General features: G+C 73.7%; 8 protein-coding genes and 1 pseudogene. 5 read left to right on the top strand and 4 right to left on the bottom strand.

Annotated features, from left to right (window positions below; translation table 11 throughout):
• The 3 genes from AB0N76_RS25490 to AB0N76_RS25480 all read right to left on the bottom strand — a co-directional run.
• Positions 1-2,153 (bottom strand): type I polyketide synthase (locus AB0N76_RS25490; RefSeq protein ID WP_363560670.1); only part of this gene is annotated, 2,153 nt, incomplete at its 3' end.
• Between the two features lie 53 nt (positions 2,154-2,206).
• Positions 2,207-15,979, bottom strand: a complete 13,773-nt coding sequence (locus tag AB0N76_RS25485; protein WP_363560668.1) for a type I polyketide synthase — start codon at positions 15,977-15,979, stop codon at positions 2,207-2,209.
• Positions 15,980-16,313: 334 nt separating this feature from the next.
• Positions 16,314-17,066 (bottom strand): alpha/beta fold hydrolase, encoded by a 753-nt coding sequence (locus AB0N76_RS25480; RefSeq protein ID WP_363560666.1) that lies wholly within the window; start codon positions 17,064-17,066, stop codon positions 16,314-16,316.
• Positions 17,067-17,933: 867 nt separating this feature from the next.
• Here AB0N76_RS25480 and AB0N76_RS25475 point away from each other — a divergent pair.
• From AB0N76_RS25475 to AB0N76_RS25455, 5 genes and pseudogenes are all read left to right on the top strand, one after another.
• Complete coding sequence (locus tag AB0N76_RS25475) at positions 17,934-19,280, top strand: DUF6271 family protein (protein WP_363560664.1); 1,347 nt, start codon at positions 17,934-17,936, stop codon at positions 19,278-19,280.
• Complete coding sequence (locus AB0N76_RS25470) at positions 19,277-19,780, top strand: GNAT family N-acetyltransferase (RefSeq protein WP_363560662.1); 504 nt, start codon at positions 19,277-19,279, stop codon at positions 19,778-19,780. Before AB0N76_RS25475 ends, AB0N76_RS25470 begins: the two co-directional genes overlap by 4 nt.
• Before the next feature lie 423 nt (positions 19,781-20,203).
• Positions 20,204-20,635 (top strand): annotated as a pseudogene (locus tag AB0N76_RS25465) (MgtC/SapB family protein); the annotation flags it as partial.
• Positions 20,636-20,843: 208 nt separating this feature from the next.
• Positions 20,844-22,610: an ABC transporter permease subunit gene (locus AB0N76_RS25460; protein WP_363560660.1), complete on the top strand. Its 1,767-nt coding sequence runs from the start codon at positions 20,844-20,846 to the stop codon at positions 22,608-22,610.
• Between the two features lie 36 nt (positions 22,611-22,646).
• On the top strand, positions 22,647-24,038 hold the full coding sequence (locus AB0N76_RS25455; RefSeq protein ID WP_363560658.1) for a nitrate/sulfonate/bicarbonate ABC transporter ATP-binding protein: 1,392 nt from the start codon (positions 22,647-22,649) through the stop codon (positions 24,036-24,038).
• 226 nt (positions 24,039-24,264) lie between these two features.
• Here AB0N76_RS25455 and AB0N76_RS25450 read toward each other — a convergent pair whose 3' ends face one another.
• Positions 24,265-24,681, bottom strand: coding sequence for a metalloregulator ArsR/SmtB family transcription factor (locus AB0N76_RS25450; RefSeq protein WP_363560656.1), 417 nt, complete (start codon positions 24,679-24,681; stop codon positions 24,265-24,267).
• Positions 24,682-24,738 lie beyond the last annotated feature (57 nt).

The raw sequence follows: 24,738 nt of genomic DNA, 5'->3' as shown, positions 1-24,738 counted from the left end.
ACCGCAGCGACGGAGACACCGTCACCGGCCCACTCACCAAGCAGATCCCGCACACCGTCCACACCCACGGCAACGGAGACCATGCCGCCCGAACCCGCGAGCTCGCGCCCGATCGCCCGCGAACGCAGAACCACAACCCGGGCCCCGTCCTCCAGCGACAGACCACCGGCGACAACGGCAGCGGCGATCTCACCCTGCGAATGCCCCACCACAGCGGCCGGCTCAACGCCGAACGAACGCCACACCTCCGCCAGCGAGACCATCACCGCCCACAGCACCGGCTGCACGACATCGACCCGGCCCAGCCACCCCTCATCCTCCGACCGCACGACCTCGACGAGCGACCAGTCCACCAGACCCGCGAGCGCCCGCTCGCACTCCGCCATCCGCGACGCGAACACAGCCGACGAATCCAGCAGTTCGGCCGCCATCCCCAACCACTGCGACCCCTGCCCCGGGAACACGAACACCGCACCCTCGGCAGCACCAGCCGCAAGCCGACCGGACAGCACCCCACCCGAAGCCAACTCGGACAGGCCGTCGGCGAGTTCGCCCTCGCCACCCGCAACCACCACGGCCCGGTGCTCGAACACCGAACGCGACGTCGCCAGCGAGAACCCCGCGTCCAGCGCCCGGACCTCGCCGCCGCGCACCCGCTCCAGCAGGGCGGCGGCCTGCCCGCGCAGCGCCTCCTCCGACTTGCCCGACAGCACCACCGGCACCACCGGAAGCGTGACCGCAGCCTCCTCGACGACCGGCGCGGCCGCCTCCGGCTGCTCCAGGATCACGTGCGCGTTCGTCCCGCTCACACCGAACGACGACACCGCCGAACGGCGCGCCCGACCCGTCTCCGGCCACGCCCGCGCCTCGGTCAGCAGTTCCACCGCACCCGAGGCCCAGTCCACCTCACGCGACGGCTCGTCCACGTGCAGGGTCTGCGGCAGCACACCCTCCCGCATCGCCATCACCATCTTGATCACACCCGCCACACCCGCAGCCGCCTGCGCGTGGCCGATGTTGGACTTCAACGAGCCGAGCCACAGCGGCTGTTCGGCGTCCCGCTCGCGACCGTACGTCGCCAGCAGCGCCTGGGCCTCGATCGGGTCGCCCAGCCGGGTCCCCGTGCCGTGCGCCTCGACGACATCGACGTGCTGCGCGGGCAGCCCGGCGTCCACCAGGGCGTCGTGGATCAGCTGCTGCTGCGCCGGACCGTTCGGGGCGGTCAGACCGTTCGACGCACCGTCCTGGTTCACCGCCGAACCACGCACCACCGCAAGGACGTTGTGGCCCTTCGCCACCGCGTCCGACAGCCGCTCGACCAGCAGCATGCCCGCGCCCTCGGCCCAGCCGGTGCCGTCCGCCGCGTCCGCGAACGCCTTGCACCGGCCGTCGGCGGAGAGGCCGCGCTGACGGCTGAACTCGATGAACGTCCTGGGCGTGGACATCACCGTCACACCGCCGACCAGCGCCATCGCGCACTCGCCCCGGCGCAGGGCCTGGACCGCGAGGTGCAGTGCCACCAGCGAGGACGAGCACGCCGTGTCCACCGTCACCGCCGGCCCCTCCAGGCCGAACACGTACGACACCCGGCCCGACGCCACACTGCCCGCGCTGCCGCTGCTCAGGTAGGCCTCGATGTCCTCGGGCGAGGTCTCGAACCGGGACGCGTAGTCGTGGTACATCACACCGGCGAACACGCCCGTCCGGCTGCCTCGGACCGACGCCGGGTCGATGCCGGCGCGCTCGAAGGCCTCCCACGACGTCTCCAGCAGCAGTCGCTGCTGCGGGTCCATCGCCAGCGCCTCACGCGGCGAGATCCCGAAGAACGCCGGGTCGAACTCCGCGGCCTCGTGCAGGAACCCGCCCTCCCGGGCGTAGAAGGTGCCCGCGTGTCCGGGGTCCGCGTGGTACAGCCGTTCGAGGTCCCAGCCGCGGTCGGTGGGGAACCCGGAGATGGCGTCCACGCCGTTCGCGACGAGCTGCCAGAGGTCCTCGGGCGAGCGCACGCCGCCCGGATAGCGGCAGCTCATCCCCACGATCGCGATCGGCTCCCGCGCCCGCTCCTCCGTGACGCGCAGGCGGTGCTTGACCTCGCGCAGGTCGGTGGTGACCCGCTTGAGGTAGTCGCGGAGCTTCTCCTCGGTCGATTGCATGAAACTTCTCCAGCTCGCGGCGGTCAGTGGGGGTCGGTGGGCGGGCTACTGCGTCAGGAGAGCCCGAGCTCCTTGTCGATCAGCGCGAACATCTCGTCGTCCGTGGCCGTCGCCATCTCGATCTCGTCCTCGTCGTCGGCGCGGTTCGCCGCGGCCTTCCACTCGGCGAGCAGGGCTTCGAGGCGGGTGGTGATCTGCGCGCGCTCCGCCTCGCTCGCCTCCAGCGCGACGAGGTCGCCCTGGAGGCGGTCGAGCCGACCGAGGACGGGCGTCGACTCGGTCTCCTCGTCCAGCAGCTGCGCCCGCAGGTGGTCGGCGATCTCCCGAGGGGTCGGGTGGTCGAACACCAGCGTGGCCGGGAGGCGCAGCCCGGTCGCCCGGTTCAGCCGGTTGCGCAGTTCCACCGCCGTCAGGGAGTCGAAACCGAGGTCCTTGAACGCCTGGTCGGCCGCCACGGAGTCGGTCGGGGCGTACCCGAGGACGCCGGCGGCGTGGCGCCGGACCTCTTCCAGCACGATGCGCTCCTGCTCGTCGGCGGGGGCCGCGGCCAGGCGGTCCGCCAGCGACAGGCCGGCCGTCGTCTCCGCGGGCGCGCCCGTGGTCCGGGGCGCGGCGGGCGGTGCCAGGTCCCGGAGGACCGCCGGCAGCGCCTCCCGGTCCTCCGGGCGCAGCCGGAGCGCGGCGGTGTTCAGCCGCGCCGGGACCAGGACGGTCTCGTCCGCGGACAGCGCGGCGTCGAGGAGGGCGAGGCCCTCGTCGGCGGGCAGCGGGGCGACGCCGATCCGGCCGAGCCGCATCAGGTCGGACCGGTCCAGGTGGCCGGTCATGCCGCCCGGCTCCTCCCAGAGGCCCCAGGCCAGGGAGGTGGCGGCGAGGCCGCGGGCGCGCCGCTGCTGCGCCAGCGCGTCGAGGAAGGCGTTGGCGGCCGCGTAGTTGGCCTGGCCTGCCACCCCCGCGGTACCGACGAGGGAGGAGAACAGGACGAAGGCGGCGAGGTCGTGGTCCCGGGTCAGTTCGTCGAGGTGGAGCGCGGCGTCCACCTTGGGGCGGAACACCCGGTCGATCCGCTCGGGCGTCAGCGCGGCGATGATCCCGTCGTCCAGCAGCCCGGCGGCGTGCACGACGACGGTGAGCGGGTGCTCTGGGGGGATTCCCGCGAGCAGGTCCGCCACGGCCGTCCGGTCGGCCGCGTCGCAGGCGACCACGGCCACCGCCGCGCCCAGCCCTTCGAGTTCCTCGACCAGTTCGGCCGCTCCCGGGGTGTCCGGGCCACGGCGGCCGGTGAGCACGAGGTGGCGCGCGCCGTGCGCGGACACCAGGTGGCGGGCGACCAGGGCGCCGAGGGTGCCGACGCCACCGGTGACCAGCACCGTTCCGTCCCGGTCGAAGGCGAAGGGCCGGTTCTCGGCGGCGGGCTCGGACCGGACCAGGCGGGGAACGTGCGTTGCGCCGTGCCGGAGGGCGAGCTGGGGTTCGCCCGCGAGCAGCGCCGCCGAAAGGGCGTCGAGCGAGGCCGGGCTGTCGTCGAGGTCCAGCAGCGCGAACTGGCCCGGGTTCTCGCTCTGCGCGGAGCGGACCAGCCCCCAGACGGCGGCCCGGGTCGGGTCGGGTTCGGTGTCGTCGGGGCCGACCGTGACCGCTCCCCGGGTGACCAGGACCAGGGTGGAACCGGCCAGGCGCTCCTCGGCCGGCCAGGCCTGCACGAGGTCGAGGGCGCGGCGCACCGCGTCGCGGGTCTCGGCCGCCCGGTCCGCGCCGTTCGCGACCGTGCACAGCGCGAGGACGGTGGCGGGGACGGGTGCGCCCCGGTCGAGTCCGGCGCGCAGGTCCGCGAGGTCGGGGTGGCCCGTCACCGGGTGTCCGGCCGCGGCCAGCGCGGTCGCGATGCCGTGGTCGTCCGCGCCGAGCACCGCCCAGCCGCCGGACGCTCCCGGCCCGGCCTGCGGGTCGGCGACGACGGCCGTGGTGGGCCAGTCGAGTCGGAGGAGGGCGTCCCGGCCGTTCCGCCGGGCGCCGGCGAGCCGGGCTGCCGCGACCGGGCGGATCGCGAGCGACTCGGCCGCCGCCACCACCGTGCCGCTGCCGTCGGTCACCAGGACCGACACGTCCTCGGGGTGGTTCAGGCGCAGGCTGACGCGGAGTGCCGAGGCGCCGGCCGTTCCGAGCCGTACCCCGTTCCAGGAGAACGGCAGCCGGACGGAGGAGGCGTCCGCGATCAGGACGTCGGGCCCGAGGGCGTGCAGGGCCGCGTCCAGGAGCGCCGGGTGCAGGCCGTACGCGGGCGCGTCGGCCCGCAGCGCCTCGGGCAGCTCCACCTCGGCGAAGATCTCGTCGTCCCGGCGCCACACCGCGCGCAGCCCCCGGAACGACGGCCCGTACTCCAGGCCGTGGAGTCCCAGCCGGTGGTAGAGCTCGTCGACGTCGACGGGCGCGGCACCGGTCGGCGGCCACACCGCCGGGCCCTCGCCGAGCGTCCCGGCCCCGGCGGGAGCCAGCAGGCCGCTCGCGTGGCTGGTCCACGGTTCGGCGTCGCCCGCGCCGCCGTCCGGCCGGGAGTAGAGGCGGACGGTCCGCCGGCCGGTGTCGTCGGGCTCGCCGACCGACACCTGGAGGCGCGTTCCGTCGTTCTCCCCGAGGACGAGCGGCGCCGCGAGGGTGAGTTCGTCGAGCTCCGGGCAGCCGACCTGGCGCCCGGCGTGCATGGCGAGTTCCACGAGCGCGGTGCCCGGGACGATGCCGACGCCGAACACGGTGTGGTCCGCGAGCCAGGGCTGGGAGGACAGCGACAGCCGTCCGGTCAACAGCGCGCCGTCCCCGTCGGCCAGCTCGACCATGGCGCCGACCAGCGGGTGGTCGTCCGTGCGGAGGCCGAGGTCGGTCGCGTCGCTCGTCCGGCTGGGGGCGTCCAGCCAGTAGCGGCGGTGCTGGAAGGCGTAGGTGGGCAGGTCGACGCGACGGGCGCCGGTGCCTTCGAACAGGGTCGGCCAGGTGACGGGGGCGCCGTGGACGAAGGCCTGCCCGAGGGAGGCCGTCAGGCGGGCGAGGCCGCCCTCACCGCGGCGCAGGGTGCCGACGGCGGCGGCCTGGACGTCGGGGCCGTGTTCGCCGATGACCTCCTCGATCGCGGGGACGAGCACCGGGTGGGAGCTCACCTCCACGAACAGGCCGTGACCGGCCGTGAGGAGTCCTTCGACGCCGTCACGGAACTCCACCGTCTGGCGCAGGTTCGTGAACCAGTACCCGGCGTCGAGGGCGGAGGTGTCCAGGAAACCGCCCGTGACCGTCGACCAGAACGGGACGGTGCCCGTCACCGGCGTGATGCCGGCCAGGTCCTGGGCGAGGCCGTCGCGCAGGACCTCCACCATCGAGGAGTGGGAGGCGTAGTCCACCGGGATACGGCGGACCCGGACTTCGCGCGCCTCGCACCAGACGGTGAACGCCTCCAGCGGCTCCGCCGGACCCGACACGACGGTCGAGGCCGCGCCGTTCACCGCAGCGACGGAGACGCCCTCACCGGCCCACTCCAGGAGCAGATCCCGCACACCGTCCACGGAGACCGCGACGGACACCATCCCGCCCGAACCCGCGAGTTCACGTCCGATCGCCCGCGACCGCAGGACCACCACCCGGGCCCCGTCCTCCAGCGACAGACCACCCGCGACAACCGCAGCGGCGATCTCACCCTGCGAGTGGCCCAGCACGGCGGCCGGCTCGACGCCGAACGAGCGCCACACCTCCGCCAGGGAAACCATCACCGCCCACAGAACGGGCTGCACGACGTCGACCCGGCCCAGCCACGCCTCGTCCTCGGAACGCACGACCTCGGTCAGCGACCAGTCGACCAGACCCTCGAACGCCCGCTCGCACTCCCCCATCCGCGACGCGAACACCGCCGACGAATCCAGGAGTTCAGCCGCCATCCCCAGCCACTGCGACCCCTGCCCCGGGAACACGAACACCGCACCCGAACCCACCGAACCCGCGCCCGAGACAAGGCCGTTGGACGGCTCCTCACTCGAGGCCAGCCCGGTGAGACCGGCGAGGAGTCCGCCACGCTCCGCCGCCAGGACGACGGCCCGGTGCTCGAACACCGAACGCGAGGTCGCCAGCGAGAACCCGGCGTCCAGCAGGGCGAGTTCGTCGTCCGACCCGAGCCGCTCCAGCAGCGCGGCCGCCTGCGCTCGCACCGCTTCCCCGGACTTCCCGGAGACCACGACGGGGACGGTGGGGAGCCCGACGACCTCGCCGGGCGCCTCCTCGACCGGCTGGGCGGCCTGCTCCAGGATGACGTGCGCGTTGGTCCCGCTCACACCGAACGAGGACACCGCCGAACGACGCACCCGACCCGTCTCCGGCCACGCCCGCGCCGCGGTCAGCAGTTCCACCGCACCCGAGTCCCAGTCCACCTCATGCGACGGCTCCTCGACGTGCAGGGTCCGCGGCAGGACGCCCTCCCGCATCGCCATCACCATCTTGATCACGCCACCCACACCGGCGGCAGCCTGCGTGTGGCCGACGTTCGACTTCAACGAGCCGAGCCAGAGCGGCTGTTCGGCGTCCCGCTCGCGACCGTACGTCGCCAGCAGCGCCTGCGCCTCGATCGGGTCACCCAGCCGGGTCCCCGTCCCGTGCGCCTCGACCACGTCCACGTCCTCGGTCGTCAGCCGCGCGTTGGCCAGCGCCTGCCGGATCACCCGCTGCTGCGACGGACCGTTCGGCGCGGTCAGACCATTGGACGCGCCGTCCTGGTTCACCGCCGAACCACGCACCACGGCAAGGATGTTGTGCCCCTTCGCCACCGCGTCCGACAGCCGCTCGACCAGCAGCATGCCCGCGCCCTCGGCCCAGCCCGTGCCGTCCGCGGTGCTGGAGAAGGCCTTGCACCGGCCGTCCGCCGCCAGCGCGCGCTGCCGGGAGAACTCCACGAAGGTCGCCGGGGTCGACATCACCGTCACACCACCGGCCAGCGCCAGGTCGCACTCACCCGAGCGCAGCGCCTGCGCCGCCAGGTGCAGCGCCACCAGCGAGGACGAGCACGCCGTGTCCACCGTCACCGCCGGCCCCTCCAAGCCGAACACGTACGACACCCGGCCCGACGCCACACTGCCCGCGCTGCCGTTGCCGAGGTAGCCCTCGAAACCGTCCGGGATGTTCGCCAGCCGCGTCGCGTAGTCGTGGTACATCACGCCGGCGAACACGCCCGTCCGGCTGCCCCGCAGCGACTCCGGGTCGAGCCCGGCCCGCTCGAAGGCCTCCCACGACGTCTCCAGCAGCAGCCGCTGCTGCGGGTCCATCGCCAGCGCCTCACGCGGCGAGATCCCGAAGAACCCGGGGTCGAACTCCGCCGCCTCGTGCAGGAACCCACCCTCCCGCGCATACGACGTCCCCCGCGCATCCGGATCCGGGTCGTACAACGCCCCCAGATCCCACCCACGATCCACCGGGAACCCCGAAACCGCGTCCACACCCTCCGCAACCAGCCGCCACAACCCCTCCGGCGACCGCACCCCACCCGGGTAACGGCAACTCATCCCCACGATCGCGATCGGCTCCTCCACCCCACCCACGACCGAACCCACAACCGAGCCACCCACAACCACCGGCTCCACCGCGGGAGCGGCTTCGTCCAGGATCTCGCCGCACAGGAACGCGACCAGGTCACCGGGGGTCGGGTAGTCGAACAGCAGGGTGCTGGGCAGGCGCAGTTCGGTGGCCGCGCCGAGCCGGTTGCGCAGCTCGACGGCCGCCAGCGAATCGAACCCGAGGTCCTTGAACGCCCGGCCTTCGGTGACCGCGTTCTTGGACGCGTGGCCGAGGACCGCCGCGGCCTCCGTCCGGACCAGGTCCAGGACCAGGCGCTCGCGCTCGGCGGGGGCGGCGGCGTGCAGGCGCTCGGCCAGCGGAGCTGCTCCCCTCCGCCCGGCGGCGGGCGTCCGGCGGGCCGGGGCCGGCGCCAGGCCGCTGAGCAGGACGGGGACCGGGCTGCCGTCCGGTCGGGTGCGCAGGGCCGCGAGGTCGAGCCGGGCGGGCACCACCGCGGCGTCGGAGCCGCCGAGCGCCAGGTCGAACAGCGCCAGGCCCTCGGCGGCCTTCAGCGGGAGCAGGCCCGCACGGGCGAGCCGGTCGACGCCGGCCCGGTCGAGGCTGCCCGACATGCCGCCGTCCTGGTCCCAGAGGCCCCAGGCCAGCGAGGTGGCGGGGACGCCCCGGGCACGCAGCCGCTGGGCGAGCGCGTCCAGGCAGGCGTTGGCGGCGGCGTAGTTGCCCTGCCCCGCGTTCCCGATGACGCCCGCGATCGACGAGAAGAACACCACCGCCCGCAGGTCCAGGCCCGCGGTCAGCTCGTGCAGGTGCCAGGCCGCGTCGACCTTCGGGCGGAGGACCGCGTCGACGCGCTCGGGCGTGAGGGACTCCACCACCCCGTCGTCGAGGACACCGGCGGCGTGCACGACGCCCACGAGGGGGCGGTCGGCGGGGATCGCCGCGAGGACGGCGGCCAGCTCGGACCGGTCGGCCGCGTCGCAGGCCGCCACCTCCGCGGTCGCGCCGAGTGCGGCCAACTCGTCGACCAGCTCGGCCGCGCCCGGCGCGGCGGGCCCACGACGGCTGAGCAGGAGCAGGTGCCGCACCCCGTGCTCGGTGACCAGGTGGCGGGCCAGCAGCGCCCCGAGGGTTCCGGTCGCCCCGGTCAGCAGGACGGTGCCCGTCGGCCCGAAGGTCGCCGGGGCGCCGTCCCCGACGGGCACCCGGCCGAGCCGCGGTACGAGCAGCTCGCCCGCCCGGACGGCCAGTTGCGGTTCGCCGGAGGCCAGCGCGGCCGGAACCGCGGCGGCCGAGGAGTCCTCGTCGTCCAGGTCGAGCAGGACGATCCGGTTCGGGTGCTCGGTCTGGGCGGCCCGCACGAGCCCCCACACGGCGGCGTGCGGCAGGTCCGGCGTCTCGCCGCCGGTGGAGACCGCGTTCCGGGTCACCACGGCGATCGTGGCCGTGCCGAACCGCTCGTCGGCCAGGGCCTCCTGCAGCCCGGCCAGCAGGCTACGGACCGCACCGCGGACCGCCTCGGGGCTCTCACCCGCACCCGGTTCGGCACCCGCGTCGACGGTGAGCAGCAGCACCTCGGGGCCGGGCCGGCCGAGGTCGACGGCCCGCGCCAGGGCGGCGAGGTCGGTGAAGGCCTCGGCTCCGTCCGCCACGGGACGGCCGATCACGGCGTGCGCCGCCGCCGCGGGGGCGGGACTCGGCACCGCCGACCAGCCGACCCGGAAGAGCGACTCGTGGAAGGCCGTCCGGGCGGCCCGCAGGCGCTCGGCGCTGACCGGGCGCAGCACGAGGCCGTCGACCGAGGCGACGGGGTCGCCGGACTCGTCGGCGACGCGGAGGGAGACCGCCCCGCCGGCGGCGGGAGTGAACCGCACCCGCAGCGTGGAGGCGGAACCGGCGTGCAGGCGGACGCCGTTCCAGGAGAACGGCAGCGTGCCGTGGGACGGCAGGTCGGGCGAGCCGAACGCGACCGCGTGCAGGGCCGCGTCCAGCAGCGCGGGGTGCAGGCCGAAGACGGTGCCGGTGTGCTCGGTCGGCAGTTCGACCTCGGCGAAGGTGCGGTCGCCGTCCCGCCAGACCCGGCGGAGGCCCTGGAACGTCGGGCCATAGGTGAAGCCGAGTTCGGCGAGGCGGTCGTACAGCCCGTCGATCGCGACCTCGGTCGCGCCGACCGGGGGCCACTCGGTGAGGCCCTCCGGCGACTCGGCCTGCGGCCGGGCGAGCGTGCCCGCGGCGTTGAGCGTCCAGGGCAGCCCGTCGTCGCCGCGTTCGGGCCGGGAGTGGATCTCGACCGGGCGCAGACCGGCCCGGTCCGGCTTCCCGACGGAGACCTGGAGCAGCATGCCGCCGGTCGGGGGCAGCACCAGGGGGGTCTGGATGACGAGTTCCTCGACCGACGCGCAGTCGGCCTCCTCGCCCGCCCGGAGCGCCAGTTCCAGCAGGGCCGTGCCGGGAACGACGGCGTCGCCGAGCACGGTGTGGTCGGCCAGCCACGGGTGGGTGGCAAGGGAGAGGCGGCCGGTCAGCAGCACCTCACCGGAAGCGGCGAGCGTCACGGCGGCGCCCAGCAGCGGGTGGTCGGACGCCGCGAGACCCGCCGCACCCACCTCGCCTGCGGCTCCCGCCGCGTGCAGCCAGTAGCGGCGGCGCTGGAAGGCGTAGGTCGGCAGGTCGATCCGGCGAGCGCCGGTGCCCTGGAAGAGCGCGTCCCAGTCGACCGGGGTGCCGGCCGCATGCAAACGGGCCAGCGCCTCGACGGCGGAACGGGCCTGGTCACGGTCACGGCGCAGGGACGGGACCACGGCGCGCGCCGGGCCGTCCTGCGGAAGGCACTCGGCCACCATCCCGGACAGCACGGCGTCGGGGCCGACCTCCAGGAAGGTTCCGGTGCCCAGCTCCAGCATGGTGGTCACGGCGTCGGCGAAACGCACGCCCTCGCGGACCTGACGCACCCAGTAGGCGGGATCCGTCCACAGCTCCGTCTCCACCCGACCGGTCACGGTCGACACCAGGGGAACGGTCGGCTCCTCGAAGCGCAGGCCCGAGACGACGGTGTTGAACTCCTCCAGCATCGGATCCATCAGACCCGAGTGGAAGGCGTGGCTGACCGTCAGACGACGGGTCCGGAAGCCCCGCTCCGCCGCAGCGGCCGCCACGGCCAGGACCTGCTCCTCCTCGCCGGAGATGACCAGTGACGACGGGCCGTTCACGGCCGCCACCCACACACCCTCGGTGTCGGTGAGCAGTTCCCGAACGTCGGCCTCGGGAGCGCCGACGGCCACCATCGCGCCGCCCTCGGGCAGCGCCTGCATCAGCCGACCACGCGCCACCACCAGGGCGCACGCGTCCTTGAGCGAGAGCACACCGGCAACGTGCGCGGCCGCGATCTCACCCACCGAGTGACCCGCCAGAACACCGGCGGACACACCCCACGACTCGAACAACCGGAAGAGAGCGACCTCAAGCGCGAAGATCGCCGGCTGGGCGAACCCCGTGCGGTGGATGCCCTCATCCGACGGCAGCTCCACCCCCAGCTCCGCACACACCTCGGCATACGCCCGCGCGAAGACCGGGAAGCCGTTCAACTCCAGACCCATCCCCGGCCACTGCGAACCCTGACCCGAGAACACCATGCCAAGACGCCCGGCGCTCGGCGACGAAACAGCGACCGACCCCGAGACCAGCTCGCCAAGACGAGACAGCAGCTCCTCACGATCGGCCGCCACCACGGCCACCCGGTGCTCGAACGCCGAACGCGACGTCGCCAGCGAGAACGCCACGTCCAGCGCCCGCGCCTCACCCCCGCGCACCCGCTCCAACAGCGCCGCAGCCTGCTCCCGCACCGCCTCCTCGGACTTACCCGACAGCACCACCGGGACGACAGGGAGCCCGAAGGCCTCCTCGACGGTCTCCTCGACGGGCAGCGCGGCCTGCTCCAGGATCACGTGCGCGTTCGTCCCGCTGATCCCGAAGGACGACACCGCCGAACGCCGAGGACGGTCCACCTCCGGCCACGCCCGGCCCTCCGTCAGCAGCTCGACCGCACCCGCCGACCAGTCCACGTGCGGCGACGGCTCGTCCACGTGCAGCGTGCGCGGCAGCACACCCTCCCGCATCGCCATCACCATCTTGATCACACCGGCCACACCCGCGGCCGCCTGCGTGTGACCGACGTTCGACTTCAACGACCCCAGCCACAGCGGCTCGCCCGCCGAGCGGCCCCGGCCGTACGTCTCCAGCAGCGCCTGCGCCTCGATCGGGTCACCCAGCCGGGTTCCCGTCCCGTGGCCCTCGACCGCGTCCACGTCCGTCGCGGACAGCCCGGCACTCGCCAGCGCCTGGCCGATCACGCGCTGCTGCGACGGGCCGTTCGGCGCGGTCAGACCGTTGGACGCACCGTCCTGGTTGACCGCCGAACCGCGCACCACCGCCAGCACCTCGTGGCCGTTGGCCACCGCGTCCGACAGCCGCTCCACCAGCAGCACGCCGACGCCCTCGGCCCAGCCCGTGCCGTCCGCCGCGTCGGCGTACGCCTTGCACCGGCCGTCCGAGGAGAGCCCGCCCTGGCGGGAGAACTCGGCGAACATGCCCGGGTTGGCCATGACGGTCGCTCCGCCGGCGAGCGCCAGGTCGCACTCACCGGCGCGCAGCGCCTGCGCCGCCAGGTGCAGCGCGACCAGCGAGGACGAGCACGCCGTGTCCACCGTCACCGCCGGGCCTTCAAGCCCGAACACGTACGCCACGCGGCCGGAGAGGACGCTCGCGGTGTTGCCGGTCAGGACGTGGCCGGCGACCGCCTCGACCGGCTGGTTCAGCCGGGGGCCGTACTCCTGCGACATCGCTCCCACGAACACGCCGGTCCGGCTGCCGTGCAGGGTGTCCGGGTCGATGCCGGCCCGTTCGAAGGCCTCCCAGGAGGTCTCCAGCAGCAGGCGCTGCTGCGGGTCCATCGCCAGCGCCTCGCGCGGCGAGATCCCGAAGAAGTCCGCGTCGAACTCGCCGGCGTCGTGCAGGAAGCCGCCGCGCGGGGTGTAGTCGGTGTCCTGGCCGTCCTGCTCCCAGGCGCGGTCGCCCGGGAAGTCGGTGATGGCGTCCGTGCCGTCCGCCACCAGCCGCCAGAGGTCCTCGGGCGAGCGGACCCCACCGGGGAGGTGGCAGGCCATGCCCACGATGACGATCGCGTCGTCGGAGAGCCCCGTGGACACGTTCGGCGCGGTCGGCGCGGTCGGCGTGGTCGGCTCGACCACCGGGGCCGCCGCGTCGGCCAGCAGCCGCAGCAGGTGGCGGGCCAGGGCGGGGGGCGTCGGGTGGTCGAAGAGCAGGCCGGACGGGAGCCGGAGACCGGTGAGGGCCGTCAGCCGGGCCGTGAGGTCCATCGTCCCCAGGGAGTCCAGACCCAGTTCCTTGAAGGTGGTCCGGGCGTCCCGGCGGTCGGGGAGGGCCGTTCCCCGGATGGCCTCGATCTGCGCGAGGACCGCCGTGCTCAGCAGTTCCTCGTGCTCCGCCTCGGGCGCCTCGGAGAGCCGGCCGACGAGCGCGGGGACGCTCGTCCGCGCCTCGGTGCCGGGGGTCGCGGACTCGCCGATCCAGTGGCGCTCGCGCTGGAACGGGTACGGGGGGAGCGCGGTCCGTCGGGCGCCGCGGCCGGCGAGGACGGTGTGCCAGTCGACAGTGGTGCCGTTGGCGTGCGCCTCGGCGAGGGCGGTGAGGAAGCGGTCGTGGCCGCCCTCGTCGCGCCGCAGGGTGCCCGTGACCCGGACGTCCGCGCCCGCGGCCTCGGCGCTCTCTTGGATGCCGAGGGTGAGGACGGGGTGGGGGCTGATCTCGACGAGGGTGCGGTGGCCGGCGTCGAAGGCGGCGTCGAGCGCGTCCTGGAAGCGGACGACGTGCCGGAGCCCCTGGTACCAGTAGCCGGCGTCCAGCCGGGCGGTGTCCAGCGGTCCGCCGGTGAGGGTGGAGTAGAAGGGGATGTCGGTGCTGCGGGCGGTGATCGGTGCCAGCAGTTCGGCCAGCTGCTCCTCGATCTCCTCGACCTGGGCGGAGTGGGAGGCGTAGTCGACGGCGATGCGCTTGGCCCGGACGTCGTCGGCCAGGCAGACCGCGAGGAGGTGGTCGAGGGCGTCCGTGTCGCCCGCGACGACGGTCGAGCGGGGGCCGTTGACGGCCGCGACGGAGAGGCGGCCCGGGTAGGGGAGCAGCCGCTCGGCGACCTCGTCGGCCGGAAGCGGGACGGCCATCATGCCGCCCCGGCCGGCGAGGGCGACGAGGGCGCGGCTGCGGAGGGCGACGACGCGGGCGGCGTCGTCGAGGGAGAGCGCGCCGGCCACGCAGGCGGCGGCGATCTCGCCCTGGGAGTGGCCGATCAGTGCCGCCGGCCGCACGCCGTGGGAGCGCCAGAGTTCGGCGAGCGAGACCATCACGGCGAACAGGACCGGCTGGACGACGTCGGCGCGGTCGAGGGACGGGGCGTCCGGCTCGTCGCGCAGGACGGCGGTCAGGGAGTAGTCGACGTAGGGGGCGAGGGCTTCGGCGCACGCGTCGATCTGCCGGCGGAAGACGGGCGAGGTGTCGAGGAGCCGGGCGGCCATGCCGGTCCACTGGCTGCCCTGGCCGGGGAAGACGAAGACCGGCCCGTCGGTGCCGGCCGCGGTCGTGCCGGTGACCAGGTCCGGGGCGGGTTCGCCGGCGGCGAGCGCGTCGAGGCCGCGGCGGAACTGCTCGACGGTGGAGCCGAGCAGGACGGCCCGGTGCTCCAGGTGGGTCCGGGTGGTCGCCAGGGTGAGGGCGATGTCGGCCGGGTCGGCGTCGGGCCGGCCGTCGAGGTGGTCGGCGAGGCGTCGGGCCTGGGCGCGCAGGGCCGCCTGGTCGCGGCCGGACAGCGGCCAGGGCAGCGGTGCCGGGTGCGGTGCGGGCTGCCCGGGCTCCCCGGCCGTCGCGTCCCCGCCCGTCGCGTTCCCGGCCGTCGAGTCCTCGGCCGCGCCGGAGAGCACCAGGTGGCAGTTGGTGCCGCCGATGCCGAAGGAGCTGACGCCCGCCACCGGCGGCGTCCCGGTGCGCGGCAGCGGGGTGGCCGCCGTGTTGACCCGCAGGCCCAGTCGGTCGAGCGGGATCCGGGGGTTCGGCGTCTCGTGGTTCAGGCTGGGCGGGAGCTCCCGGTGGTGCAGGGCCAGCACCACCTTGATCAGACCGGCGATGCCGGCCGCGCCTTCGAGGTGTCCGATGTTGGTCTTCACCGAGCCGACCGGCAGTGCGTCGGCCGGCTCCCGGTCCGCGCCGAGGACGGCGCCGAGGGCGGCCGCCTCGACCGGGTCCCCGGTGGGGGTGCCGGTGCCGTGCAGTTCGACGTACCCGACCTCGGCCGGGGCGACGCCGGCGCGGGCGTAGGCGAGTCGCAGCACCTCTTCCTGGGCGCCGCCGTTCGGGGTGGTGAGGGTGTCGCCGCCGCCGTCGTTGTTGACCGCGCCGCCGCGGATGACCGCGTAGACGGTGTCGCCGTCGGCCTGCGCGCGGGAGAGGGTCTTGAGGAGGACCAGTCCCGCGCCTTCGCCGCGGACGTAGCCGTTGGCCCGGGCGTCGAAGGTGTAGCAGCGGCCGTCGGGGGACAGCGCGCCGGTGCGGGCGACGGTGGCGGTGGTGTCGGCGAGGAGGTTGAGGTTGACCCCGCCGGCGAGCGCGGTGTCGGTGTCGCCGCGCCAGAGGCTCTCGCAGGCGAGGTGGACGGCCACCAGGGCGGAGGACTGTCCGGTGTCCACGGCGATGCTGGGCCCGTTGAGGCCGAACCGGTAGGAGATCCGGTTGGCGATGATGCTGCGGTGCAGGCCCGTCAGGGCGTACGCGCCTGCCCGGTCGGGCTGACGTCGGGTCAGTGTGGCGTAGTCGTCGGCGATGGCGCCGACGAAGACCCCGGCGCCGGTGCCGTCGAGCCGTGCCGCCGGGATGCCGGCGTGCTCCAGCACCTCCCAGGCCAGCTCCAGCATCAGCCGCTGCTGCGGGTCCATGGCGGCGGCCTCGGCGGCGGGGATGCCGAAGAAGGCGGCGTCGAACCGGTCGACCTCGGCCAGGAAGCCGCCGCGCGGCCGGTCGGCGCCGCGGCCGGACGGCAGGCGCCCCTCGGGGGCTTCGGTGACGGCGTCCGTGCCGGTCCTGAGCAGCTGCCAGAACTCCTCCGGCGTACCGGCTCCCGGGAAGCGGCAGGCGATCCCGACGACGGCGACGGGTTCGCCCCGGTCGAGCGCGCGGGGGTCCACGCCGTTCGTCGGGTTCTTCGACAGCACGCTACCGGTCACCAGATCTCCATAGTTCAGGGAAAAACGCGCCCGTCTCGGGCACCGGTCGGCGCGGCGGCAGGGGCCGGCCCGGAATCGGCCGCCGGAGGGAGGCAGCCGGAATCGATTCCTCGGGCCGTTTCCGGGCACGCGAGGACAGCTCTGGCAGGAATCAGTTCAGCCTATTCCGCAATCGGGACAGGAATGTTTTCGGGATGGCGGCCTCATGAATTTCATCGAACAGCCGTCGGGAATCCGTCGCGAAAATGCCCCGGGGAACTCCGGAGTGGTGAATGGCGCGCGACCGGAGGGAATTCCGGCCGGTGCCGATGAAAGCGGTCGGGACCGCCGCGCGCTATCCGTTCAGATGCTCCGCGAGGACGTTCAGCACGTCGGCCGGGCGTTCGGTGAGGAAGAAGTGTCCGCCGGGGAACACCTCCAGCCGGAAGTCCCCCGAGGTGTGGTCCCGCCAGGCGCCGGCGTCGTCGACCGGGGTCCGGGGGTCGGCGTCGCCGGTCAGCGCGGTGATCGGGGAGGCCAGCGAGGCGCCGGGCTCGGCGCGGTACGTCTCGGCGGCGCGGTAGTCCGCCCGCAGGGCCGGGAGGACCATGCGCAGGATCTCCTCGCTGGCGAACACCGAGGGGTCGGTGCCGCTCAGCTCCTTCATCTCCGCCACGATGCCGTCGTCGTCGCGCAGGTGGACCTGCTCGTCGTGGCCGGGACGGGACGGCGCCCGCCGGCCGGAGACGAAGACCCGGTCCAGACGGTGCCCGTCCCGCTCCAGGCGGCGCGCGACCTCGAAGGCGACCGAGGCGCCCATGCTGTGGCCGAACAGGGTCAGCGGCAGGTCGGTCTGTTCACGCAGGACCTCGTGGAGGCGGTCGGCCAGCTCGTGGACGTCCTCGACGCACGGCTCGAGCCGCCGGTCCTGGCGGCCGGGGTACTGCACCGCCACCACGTCCGTGCGGCCGGCCAGCCTCGCCGACACCGGACGGAAGAAGGGAGCCGAGCCGCCCGCGTGCGGGAAACAGACCAGCCGCGAAACGGCCTGCGGTGCTGGATGGAAACGACGGCACCACAATCCGTCGTCGACTCGGACAGTACCCACGGCGCTCGGCTTCTTTCCGTTCGGCCGGCGGCCCCTCACGGAACCGTCGGCAGTCGTGGAAGCGACCGCGGGAGTACAGGAGTGCGGACACCCCTTTGACAGGGTCCGCCACCCCGAGCCCACACCACCGCACCCCCCGGCATTCCATCGGTCCGGCCGCTTCCTGGGCAGCGCGAACCGACCTCGCCGGCGAAAGGGTGCGACATTCGTGAGCTTCGATGTCGACACACCGATCGAGCACAACTACGTGCCCGATGAAGTCCTGATTTGATCCCCCGTGATCGTTTCTAACTTTCAGTCAGACCCTACCCCAAGGTAGTTGACCGGGCAACCCTCGACCGACCCCTCGATTCACCTCCATAAACACCGCTCCGACCTGGGCGAACGGTCTCCTCGTCCGATTTGTCCACCACATTCGGCCGCAGGCGATCGGTTCCGGCCAGTACGCCCAGGTCAGGGGCCGCCGCGAGGGTCCGTACCACCCCGGAGAGCCGGAAGTTCGCCGACGGTCGACCAATTCGGAAATCGCGACTCTCCGTAAAATCAACCGGAGATATGCCACCCTCCGTAGCCATGCCCATGGCAGGCAGGCCGACAGGTGACCGCGGTCCCGGCCGCCGCGCGAGGGCGGGGCAAGCGGCGCCTGCCCGTTCGGGCAGTGTCGGGGGGCGTCGGCCGTTCGCTCAAAGCATCTCGTTGACACCGAAGTTGGTCTAGTCCACCTTGGTGCCAACAAGGTCATCCCCACGAGTCCGGCGGTCCCCCGCGACCCGGTACCCGACACCGCCCGGGACTCATCGAAGCCCTCGACTCGACCACTTCACCGCGGCTTTGAGTGAGCCGTCCCAGACGGAGAACCCCACCACCATGCAACGAGTCTGCCTCGCCCTGCCCACCATGCGTCCCTGCCCCGGCACCATCGTGGACCTCGCCGAGGAGGCGGCCTACGCCGTCGCGACCTTCGGCGTCGAGGTGCACCTCCTCGTCCTCGACACCACCGACGACGCCGACTTCGCGAAGAACGCGGACGCCGTGGCCTCGCTGACCCCCACGCCCGGCGTGGTCGTGCACCACCTCGGCAACGCGCGGCAGCGGGAGTTCCTGCGCCGGGTGAGCGAGCGCGCCGGCGGCGCCGACCCCGAGCTGCTGCTGGAGCTGATGCTCCCGCCGGCCGTCGCGTACGGGTCCTGCGTCAACCGGCTGTTCCTGGGCGCGGCCGCGCTGGGCTGCACCTCGGCACACCTGCGCAACGACGACTTCGACTACCAGGTCGTCGACGGCGAGAAGATGTTCCCGATCCACCACGAGCTGCTCTCCATCGGCCGGCCCGCCGGCGAGGTGGCGGCCGACGTCTCCCGCTCCGAGCTCGACCCGGCCGACGCGGAGAAGCCGGTGATGCTGGTCAGCGGCTCCTTCATCGGCGAACTCAACGTGGACATCGGCGAGATCCTCGAACTGGACCCGGCCGTCTACCGCGAGATCGTGCGCCTGTGGACCCCGCCGGTGTGGCCGGACGAGGACCGGGACGCGATGGTGGACGTCTCCTTCAAGGGCGCCGGCCACGAGGCGTTCGACACCGACGACTCGGTGGTGGGCGTGCCCGACATCTGGGACGTCTACATGTGCAACATCGCCCTGGACCACCGGGCCTACGAGGTGCTGCCGCTGCTGCCCTCGACCGACACCATCGGCAGCGACTACGCCCTGCTGCACGCCCTGGTCCACTCCCGGCTGCCCGGCGTGATCCACAACCGCCACATCGTCAACTACTACACGCCCGAACGCCGCATCGGCGCCGGCTTCGTCAACTACCAGCTGCGGTTCGTGAAGTTCCTGCTCTCGATGCTGTACCTGTACCCCGTCTACGGCGGAATGATCGACCTCGGCCGCGGGATGCTGGACGAGAAGCACGGGCTGAAGGTCGAGCCGATCCTCGGCCTGGTGCGGGGCAGCGTCGACTGGGACCGGACCGGGAACGAGCACTGCCTGGACGTCCTGGACCGCTGCTACCGCCAACTGGGCGGCAAGTACACCGAGCTGGCGGACGTGGTGGCCGGGAAGCGCGAGCAGCTGCTGGACGAGGCGCGGGCGGACGCCGAGCGCTGGGCGGTGCTGGTGGGGGCCTGGGCGGGGATGGTGGCCGCCGCCCGCGCGGAGGGCCTGGACGGGGCCGCCGAGGACGGGGCGGCCGCGGTGGACGGGGCGGCCGAGTGAGCGAGGACGCCTTCCTGATCCGGCGGCTGACCGACGAGGACTGGGACGCCGTCGTCGCCCTGGAGCACGACGCCTACGCGGCCGACGGCCTCTCCGAGGGCCGGGAGGCGCTGCAGTCCCGCGCTCTCCACTCGCCGGGGACCTGCTTCGTGCTGGAGCAGCACGGCACCGTCCGCGGCTACCTGCTGAGCCTGCCGTACCCGCCGCTGCACTGCCCGGACCTCGACCGGGCGGAGGACGCCGCGTTCGAGTCGGGCAACCTGCACGTGCACGACCTGGTGATCGCCGAGGACCTGCGCGGCCGCAACGTCGCGCTGGAGTTCATGCGGTACTTCCGGGCGCGGGCGGAGGAGCTGGGCTTCGAGCGGATCTCGATGGTCGCGGTGCGCGGCGCGGACATCCTGCTGCGGATCATCGGCTACCGCGCACACAAGGAGGTGGCCGTCCCCGCCTCCTACGGGCGGCGCGCGGTGTACATGTCGATGCCGGTGCACGGCTGAGCACGTCCGCGACGCCCGCAGGGCCCGTCCGTCGAGGCCCGTCCGCCATCGTGCGGGCGGGCCTCTTGCCGCTCCAGAAGGTAAAGATTCTACCAAGTAGGCAAGTATGGCTCCGGCGGGGACCTATGCTGGTCGGAGTTCGAACGGACGCACCGCCGAGTGCGCAGGCCGGGAGGAGGCGAGAGACATGGATTGCAGCAGTCCGGGCCACAGTTGCCCCCACCCCTGCCCCCGCCTGCCCTCGTACGCCTCCGGCACGCGGTAACTCCCCTTCCTGAGAGCACACTTGCCGCTGCGGCGTGCCCTGGCGCGCCGTGCTGTGCCGTGTCGTGCGGGGGGGATCGCCGCCGGGTGTCCGAGGCCGGGCCCCACCCACTCCCGGCCGGATCGGCGCACCGATCCGGCCTCCGAGGAGGTGCCCTCGTGCACACCCTGACCACCGTCGAATTCCTGGTCCGGCTCGCCACCGGCGTCGCCTGCGGCGCGCTGATCGGCGTCGAGCGCCAATGGCGGGCCCGGCTGGCCGGCCTGCGCACCAACGCCCTGGTCGCCGCCGGTGCCACCCTGTTCGTCCTCTACAGCGAGGCCGTCGGCGACGCCGCCAGTCCCACCCGGGTCGCCTCGTACGTCGTCTCCGGCATCGGCTTCCTCGGCGGCGGCGTCATCCTGCGCGACGGCGCCGGCGTCCGCGGCCTCAACACCGCCGCCACGCTGTGGTGTTCGGCCGCCGTCGGGGTGCTGGCCGCGGCCGGCAAGCTGGAGTTCGCCGTCCTCGGCACCCTCATGGTGCTCGGCGTGCACCTGGTGCTGCGCCCGGCCGGACGGCTGCTCGACCGGGCGCCGCATCCCGGCGGCGAGCCGGACGCCGGCTGCCGCGCCGCCGCCCACCCGGAGTGCGGTCACGAGTCCGAGGCGTCCGCATCGCGCGTGTGACCCGCCGCGCGCCCCGTTCCGTCCTGTCCTGTCTTCGGGCCCGTGCCCGCTCACCCACGTGCGCCTCCCCCGCCCTTGGGCCGCCCTGTCGCGGCCCGGGCCGCCCGGCGCGCGCCGGAGGTACCTCGTCATGTCCTCGCTGAAGCCCACCCCGCCCGCCTCCCGGGCCTCGCTGCCCGCCCGGGTGGGCGACCGCCTGTCCCGCCTGTCCCGGCTGACCTGGGTGGACGCGGTCGTCGCCGCGGCCGTCCTGGTGCTGTTCTACCTCGCCCTGCGGGTCGGGCAGGGCACCACCGTCCGCTTCTCCACCGGACAGCACGCCGACGTCGACACCGATCCGCTGCGACTGCCGTACGACGCGGCGCGCTCGCTGCTGCGGATGTTCGCCGCGCTCGGCCTGTCGGTGGTCTTCACCTTCGGGTACGCCTACGCCGCGGCCAGGAGCCGCCGACTGGAACGCGTCCTGATCCCGGCCCTCGACATCCTCCAGTCCGTCCCGGTGCTGGCCTTCCTGACCGTCGCGGTGACCGGCTTCCTCGCCCTGTTCCCGGGCTCCGTGTTCGGCCTGGAGTGCGCGGCGGTCTTCGCCATCTTCACCTCCCAGGCCTGGAACATGACCTTCGGCTTCCACCAGTCGCTCACCTCGCTGCCGCGCGAACTCGACGAGCTCTCCCGCTCGTTCCGCTTCACCCGGTGGATGCGGTTCTGGAAGGTCGAGGTGCCCGCCGGCATGATCGGCCTGGTCTGGAACGGGATGATGAGCTTCGGCGGCGGCTGGTTCTTCCTGGTCGCCTCCGAGGCGATCAGCGTCAACAACGAGAAGTACGCGCTGCCCGGCGTCGGCTCCTACGCGGGCGCTGCCATCGCCGACGGCGACCTCGGCCGGGTCGGCTGGGCGATCGTCGCGATGGCCGTCATGGTGATCGCCGTCAACTTCCTGTTCTGGCGCCCGCTCACCGCGTGGGCGGAGCGGTTCAAGAACGAGCAGTCCGAGGCCACCGAGATCCAGCGCTCCGTCGTCCTGGACCTGCTGCGCCGCTCGCACTGGCCCGAGCTGCTCGGCCGCCTGCTGCGGCCGGCCGGGCGGGCGCTCTCCCGCGCCGGACGGCTGCTGGGCACCGACGACCGCCCGCTCACCGCGCACCCCGGCCGGCGGCGCGCCGGGGACCTCGCCTTCGGCCTGGTCGCGGGCGGCCTGATCCTCTGGGGCGTGGTCGACCTCGGCCGCTACCTGGACGACGAGACCGGCCTCGGCGTGCTCGGCGAACCGCTGCTGCTCGGCCTCGCCACCCTCGCCCGGGTCGTCGTCCTGGTGGCCGTGGCCACCCTGGTCTGGGTGCCGATCGGGGTGAAGATCGGCTTCTCCCCCGGGCTCACCCGCGTCGCCCAGCCGGTCGTCCAGGTCCTCGCCAGCTTCCCGGCCAACTTCCTGTTCCCGCTGGTCGTCTGGCTGCTGCTCAGGACCGGCCTGTCGATCGACGTCGGCGGCATCGTCCTGATGGCCCTCGGCGCCCAGTGGTACATCCTGTTCAACACCATCGCCGGGGCCATGGCCATCCCGACCGACCTGCGCGAGGCCATGGACGACCTCGGCGTACGAGGGTGGCAGCGCTGGCGCCGGCTGATCATCCCCGGCATCTTCCCCGCCTACGTCACCGGCGGCATCACCGCGTCCGGGGGCGCCTGGAACGCTTCGATCGTCTCCGAGGTGGTCACCTTCGGCGGCACCACGCTCACCGCGACCGGCCTCGGCGCGTACATCGCGGGGGCCACCGAGCGCGGGGACCACCCGCACCTGCTCGCCGGGGTCGCCGTGATGAGCCTGTACGTCGTCGTCCTCAACCGCCTGTTCTGGCGCCGCCTGCAGCGGCTGGCCGAGCGCCGCTACTCGCTCTGAACCCGCTCCTTCTCGAATCCGCCCGGAGGAACTCCCATGAGCTTCAAGACCCTGCTCGCCCGTCGCACTACCGCCGACGTCGCCCCTACCGCCGTACCCGCCGTGCCCGCCGGCCGTCCCGTCGACGGCGAGGTGCTGCTGGAGACCGTCGGCCTGACCAAGACCTACGCCGGTGCCGACGGTGAACTGCCCGTCCTGTCCGGCATCGACCTGGAGATCCGCGCCGGCGAGATCGTCGCCCTGCTCGGCAAGTCCGGCTCCGGCAAGTCCACCCTGCTGCGCTGCCTCGCCGGTCTCCTCCCGCCCAGCTCCGGCACCGTCTCCTACCGCGGCACCCCGCTGAACGGCGCCAACCCCGGCACCGCGATGGTCTTCCAGACCTTCGCCCTGCTGCCCTGGCTCACCGTCCGGCAGAACGTCGAACTCGGCCTGGAGGCCCGCGGTGTGAACCCCCGCGAACGCGCCGAGGCCGCCGGCCGGGCCATCGACCTGATCGGCCTCGACGGCTTCGAGTCCGCCTACCCCAAAGAGCTCTCCGGCGGCATGCGCCAGCGCGTCGGCTTCGCGCGTGCCCTCGTCGTCGAGCCGGACGTGCTGATGATGGACGAGCCGTTCTCCGCCCTCGACGTCCTCACCGCCGAGAACCTGCGCGGCGAGCTGATGGAGCTGTGGGAGTCCGGCCAGTTCCCCACCCGCGCCGTCGTCCTGGTCACCCACAACATCGAGGAGGCCGTCCTGATGGCGGACCGCATCGTCGTCCTCGGCTCCCGCCCGTACGGCACCATCCGCGAGACCGTCGAGGTCCGCCTCGACCGCCCGCGCGACCGCGACTCGCCCGCGTTCGACGAACTCGTCGACCGGGTCTACCGGATCATGACCGGCCGCCCCAAGGAGACCCGCCTGCCCGGCCGCGGCGAGGCCGTCCGGACGGACCGGCGGACCGTCGCCAACACCCCGCTGCCCACCGCCACCGTCGACGGCCTCTCCGGCCTCGCCGAGATGATCGCCCACCGCGGCGGCCGCTGCGACCTGGCCGACCTCACGGAGGAACTGGGCCTGGACATCGACGACATGCTCCCCCAGGTCGACGCCCTCGACCTGCTCGGCTTCGCCGGGATCAGCGGCGACGAACTGTTCCTCACCGACACCGGGACCGCCTTCGCCGACGCCGACGTCCAGCGGTCCAAGGCCATCTTCGCGACCGCCGCCCTGGAGGTGCCACTGGTCAGGCTGATCACCAACGGCCTGCGCGGCCGCGACGGCGCCGCCGTCCGGGCCGGCTTCTTCCGCGACCTGCTCGCCCACCACTACACGAGCGAGCAGGTCGACCGGCAGCTGGAGACCGCGACGGACTGGGGCCGCTACGCCGAGCTGTTCAGCTACGACGCCGGGCCCCAGGAGTACCGCCTCGACGAGGGCCCGCACTGAGGCGGCGGGTGCGGGGGGCGGCCCGCCCCGACAAGGGTCCGTACTGAGACCGCAAGCCCGACGACAGCCCTCCTCAACGGGACCGCGCCGAGATCGCGGGCGCGCGGACGATCCGCCCCGACGAGGGACCACACCGAGGCCGCCGGTGCGGCGACAGCCCGCCCCCACGAAGATCCACGCCGAGACCGCAGAGCCAGGCGACGCCCGGCCCCGGTCCCGGTCCGGGTCAGCCCGCCTGACCGGTGGCCGGGCGGCGGGCGCCCAGCCTGGCGGCGCGCGCCGGCTGCTCCTGGAGCGCGGCCGCCGGCGGCGTGCCGCCGCTGCCACCGCCCTCGCCGCGCTCCGGCAGGGCGTGTGCCATCAGCGCGGCCTCCGTCAGCAGCCCACGCACCTCGGCCGCCCGGTAGTAGATCCGCGTCCCCTCCCGGCGCGAGACCACCAGGCCCGCCGCCTTCAGCTTCGCCAGATGCTGCGAGGTCGCCGCCACGTGCGCGCCCAGCAGGGCGGCGAGGTCGCTGACCGGAAGCTCCCGCCCGCTCAGCGCCCACAGCAACCGGTACCGCGAGGGGTCGGCGACCGCCTTCAGCACCACGACCGCCCGCTCCGCCGCCTCCGCGTCCCACGGCTCTTGTTGCGCATCCATGCAAGAATCCTACCGACGCACCGCCCTCCCCCGTCAGCCGAATTCCGCCGCCCTGCC

Source organism: Kitasatospora sp. NPDC093806 (genome assembly GCF_040683335.1).
Taxonomy (GTDB): Bacteria; Actinomycetota; Actinomycetes; order Streptomycetales; family Streptomycetaceae; genus Kitasatospora.
This window is presented reverse-complemented; position numbering and strand designations above follow the sequence as displayed.